Here is a 4,185-nt window from a genome sequence, read left to right on the forward strand (position 1 = left end):
GGTCGAGGCTGCGGCCCGCGGCGGCGACCGCCCGCCGCACCCCGGCCTCGTCGGTGAACTCCTCCTCCCACAGCAGCTCGTGGGCGGCCCGGGGCGTCGGGTGGCAGGTCATCCGTCCACCGGAGCGGGTGTCCAGACTGGCCGACAACAGGGGGTGGGCGGCGACGACGGCGTGCAGGGCATGCCGCAGCGCTACGGGATCGAGGGCGCCGCGTGCTTCCAGTACGGCGGACTCGTAACGGGGGCGTGTCCCGGTGCGGGCGGCCCGCAGCGCCGCGTACTGGGCGGGGGCGAGGGGTGACGTGGTGACGAGCGCGAGGGTGAGCAGGTCGGCCAGCAGGCCGGCCGGGAAGCCGGCGGGTACGCCTTCGGCCTCGGTGCTGAGGTGCAGCGTGTGGTGGTCGGGGCCGTGCCGCAGCAGCCGGTGCTGCCAGGCCTTCCCCTCGCCCTGGTGCGCCGCGGCCCGGTCGAGGGCCGCCTCGATGCGGGCGGGGTCCACGGGGCCGCGCAGTTCCAGCACGGGCGGGGTGTCGTAGGGAGGCTGCCCGGGGTCGACGACCACGGTCATCGCCACGTCTGAGGAGCAGTTTGCGGTCATCGCTGTCCGGGGTGCGCACATCCGCGTCATGGTCTGCGGCTTCGTGCTGAGAAACCCCTCACTCCTCTCTGCGAGCGCGGAACGAGTATGCGAAAGGCGACCCATACGGGGCTGACATGCCGCTGACACGGCGGTCGGCCGGGCTTCGGCCCGCCTTTCCGCGCGGCGTTCAGCGGGTCGGCGCTGCCGTTGCGCCGAAGGCGTGAACGGTCGCGCGTAGGGAGGGATCGGCTCCGGTGGTGCGTCCTGTGCGGAGGCGGCGCACCACCGGGAAGCACCGGAAGGGCGCGCGACGGGCCGGGGGTGACGGGGGGCTCCGTTCTGCCATGGCGCCCTCCTCGCGTCGCGGCCATCAGCAGCACGGTAGCCACAAGTGGGGCAAAGGACCTGTTTTCTCCAGCGGGACTGGACTGCGGCCCGAATGCTTCTCAGGCGGCGTTGATTCGGCGGCTCATGGGGTCGCGGTGTCCGCCCGCGGCGACCGCGGGCGTCAGGCGGAGCCGGGGGCGAGCAGCTCCGTGACCGCACCCATGAACCCCTCGTCGAGCATGGTCCGCGCCGCGGTGTCGCGTGAGGTGTCGAGGCCCGCGTCGTGGCAGGCCACGCTCACCAGATAGCGCCCCAGCACCTCATGGGTGGAGAACGCCCACTCGCCACGTGCCGCCGCGGTGCCGTCGGGGGCGAGCAGTCCGCCACTGCCGGGACCGAAGCCGAACTCGGTGAAGCCCAGGCGCAGTCCCTGGCCTATCGCCTTGGTGTAGGCCTCCTTGAGGGTCCACAGACGCAGCATCCCGGCCGCCCGCCGGCCCTCGGGCAGACCTTCGAGCTCCAGGCGTTCCGCGGGCGTGCACACATGGCTGTTGAGCAGTTCGAAGGACATCGGCCGACTCGACGGTTCGGCATCGACGCCGATCCTGCCGTTGCGGCTGATACCCACGGCGATCAGGTCGTCGGTATGGGTGAGACTCACGTCGATCTGGTCGAGGCCGCGCAGATACGGCCGGCCGCCGATCTTGTACGCGAGGTCCAGCTCGGCGGGGGTGGTGTCCAGTGCGGCTGCCGCGGTGAATTTGAGGGCCAGCCGTGAGGCGACGAAGCGGTAGCGGACCGTGGGGTCGGCAGTGCGGCGGTAGCGCTGCCAGTCGCGGCCGAGGAGCGGGCGTAGCGCGGGGTCCACGACGGCGAAGGGGAGCCATTCGCCCCATGTCGTGTACACCACCGCGTTGCCGCTCTGCTCCATTCCCTCGTACACCTCGTGCCACGGCCCGTCCGGGCCACCGACGTGGATCGGCGCCGTGATGCGCTGTGTGTCCGTCATCCGTGTTCGCTCCCTTTTCCCGCTGTGCTCACCGGGCGAGTTCCGTGGCGTCCAGGTCGCAGCTGCTGCCGGTCCGGTAGCGGCGGATCAGCTCCTCGAGCACCTGTCCCAGGCAGTCGTCGGTGAGTTCGGGTACGAGAATCCCGAGCCGCGCGCCGAGCCGGGACAGCGCGAGTACCGCCCAGGCGGGGTCGGCGAGGAAGGGGTCGGTGCCGTCCTGGCCCTCCCAGATGCCGAGGACCGCCGCTGCGGCGACCACCAGGCAGTAGCGGTCACTGAGTACGCACGCCGCGGGACCCGGCGGGCCGGTGGTGCCGAAGTCCGGCAGCTGTCGGCACTGTTCGCGCAGGGCGCGCAGTTCGGTGACGAAGCCTTCGGCCAGGTCGGCGAGTACGGTCAGCCGGCCGCCGACGCCACGGGACGCGGCGAGTCTGGCGGCGGAAGCGGTCAGGGAGGCGGCCATGAAGTCGCCACCGTCGGCGATGCCCAGCAACCGGTAGTCCAGGCAGGGCAGTTCGGCGCCCTTGCGGAACAGCTCGGGGGGCGGCTCCTCCTCGGCGAACCAGGCCCGCTCGGCCAGGGTGCGCAGCTGCGGGACGATGACGGCCTGGCAGGAGGCGGTTCCGGCATGGCCGAGTCCGGCCACCGGAAGATCGCGTGCCAGCTTGTCGAGTGCGCCGAACTCGGGGCTGTCGAGCTCGAATCCGCGCGAGCCGAGCACGGCGGCGAGCTCCTCCAGGTCCTCCCGCAGCAGGTCGGGCACCACGTATTTGACGGCGGCGGCGAGCATATGGGCACGGTCGGGCAGCAGGCTGAGCGCGCGCAGCGCGACGGTCGCCATGCTGTCGCAGGCCAGCAGATCGGCGAAGACGCCCGCCAGCGGCTTGTGCCAGCGGCGGGCCACGGGAGCGCTGCGGCCGGTGGTGACGGCGCGCACCGCGGAGTGCAGCACGGTGTCGGCGGCCGCGGTGACGACGCCGCAGATCAGGCTGCGGTTGATCTGGAAGGTGCGCAGGGCCAGGGAGACGCCCTCGCCCGTGCGGCCGACCAGTGCACCGCCGGGGACGGCGCACTGGTCGAACTCCAGCCCGGAGAACAGGGCGCCGCGCATGCCGGGTGTGGCGATACGGGGCAGCCCGCGCACCCGGCCGGCGGGCAGCTGCGTGGGGTCGAGGAGCAGCACCGAATGGCTGCGCGGTCCGCGCGCCGGGTCGGTGCGCGCGTAGGCGACGTAGATGTCGGCACGCGACGCGTTGATGATCACGTCCTTGCGGCCGTGGAGCAGATAGCCGCCGCCCGGTGCGGTGTGTGCGGTGAACTCATGCCGCAGGATCGCGTTGGCGTGGGCGAGTTCGTGGTGCAGGATCGTGGCCCGGCCACCGTCGAGCAGCAGGTCGGCGGTGCTTCGGCGCTGTTCCTCCGTGCCCGCCGCCCAGACCGCCGAGGTGGCGAACAGCGAGGTGATGCCGAAGCCGAAGCCGAGCGCGACGTCGCGCCGGAAGACAGGGCGCAGGGCGCGGGCGAGCAGATCGGCGCGCAGCAGCCGTCCGCCGTACTCCGCGGGCACGAACTCGGCCCCGAGGCCGGTTCCCAGGAGCAGCTGCTCGGTCTCCGCGGGTGGTGTGCGCCGTTCGTCCGCTGCGAACAGGGCGCGCAGACCGTGCGGGTTGGCCGGGTCGTAGGGATCACCGAGCCGGCGTTCGAGGCGGGCGGCGCGCACGAGGGCGTCGGCCTCCCACCGGCTGCGCGCGCCGGCCGGGTTCTCGGTGGTCTCGGTGGTCTCGGCGGCGGTCATGGCGGCGGCGGTCAACTCCCTCATCGCATGATGCGCGCCTGTCCCGCGCCCGTACCCACACCTTCGCCGCCGGTACTCGAACGGCACTGGAAGACGGCTCGGCTCCCGCCATGGAAGGCGTGCACGGCCGCCGGAAGCCGTCCGGACGATTCGGCCGGAATTCGCTGAACACAGCGCCGTCCCAGGCTTTTTCACCGATCGACCCCGAGTATGTGAAGGACGATTGTCGACCGTTCCTGAAGCAATAATCAAGCAATCCTCGAGCGGGTTTCAAGCGTGTGAAGCAATCCCCATGAAGGGAAAGGTGACCAATCCTTGCCGGGCGTATCCGCAGACGGCGAAAGGCTGCCGCGCCCGTCCTTTGCGGGGGGGGGGGGGCCGCGTGTCGGAAAGCCACGGGGGGGGGGGGGCCGGAACCCCGGCGTTGGGGGGGAGAAACAGTTATGGGCGGGGGGGGCAAGCAAGTTGATTAAC

Annotated in this window: 2 protein-coding genes and 1 pseudogene; all 3 read right to left on the reverse strand. The window is 71.9% G+C overall.

The genetic code is table 11. The features are described from left to right. Window positions 1-574: pseudogene (locus ACWDZ6_RS33280) on the reverse strand (hypothetical protein); the annotation flags it as partial. 514 nt (window positions 575-1,088) lie between these two features. Then, window positions 1,089-1,916 carry a 4'-phosphopantetheinyl transferase family protein gene (locus ACWDZ6_RS33285; RefSeq protein WP_451505816.1) on the reverse strand — a complete coding sequence of 276 codons (828 nt, stop codon included), beginning with the start codon at window positions 1,914-1,916 and terminating at the stop codon, window positions 1,089-1,091. 28 nt (window positions 1,917-1,944) lie between these two features. After that, the gene (locus ACWDZ6_RS33290; protein ID WP_451505817.1) at window positions 1,945-3,735 is read right to left on the reverse strand and encodes an acyl-CoA dehydrogenase; all 1,791 of its coding nucleotides are present in this window, start codon (window positions 3,733-3,735) and stop codon (window positions 1,945-1,947) included. Window positions 3,736-4,185: the final 450 nt, after the last annotated feature.

The organism is Streptomyces sp. NPDC002926 (genome assembly GCF_053591755.1).